Consider the following 264-nt stretch of genomic DNA (forward strand, 5'->3'; position numbering starts at 1 on the left):
CGCGATTGGGTTGAAAAGAAACTACTTCAACTTGGTCGTATATTTTGTATTGATGTTTGTGCTTACGCAGTTATGAGTAACCATACTCATCTAGTACTTCATATTGATATAGCAAAAGCAAATCGTTTGAATAATAAAGCGATTCTGATTAGATGGCACAAGTTATTTAAAAGTACATTCCTTTGCCAACGATTCTTAAATGGCGAATTGCTAACAAAAGCAGAGCTCGCTGCGGTTAATGCCAGAGTAAATTTATATCGAGAA

At 35.2% G+C, this 264-nt stretch carries 1 pseudogene; it reads left to right on the forward strand.

Features of this window, described 5'->3' with window-relative positions:
- Window positions 1–264, forward strand: a pseudogene (locus JIG37_RS22540) (Mobile element protein); the annotation flags it as partial.

The sequence above is a fragment of the Pseudoalteromonas sp. bablab_jr010 genome, assembly GCF_016464105.1.
Taxonomy (GTDB): domain Bacteria; phylum Pseudomonadota; class Gammaproteobacteria; order Enterobacterales; family Alteromonadaceae; genus Pseudoalteromonas; species Pseudoalteromonas simplex.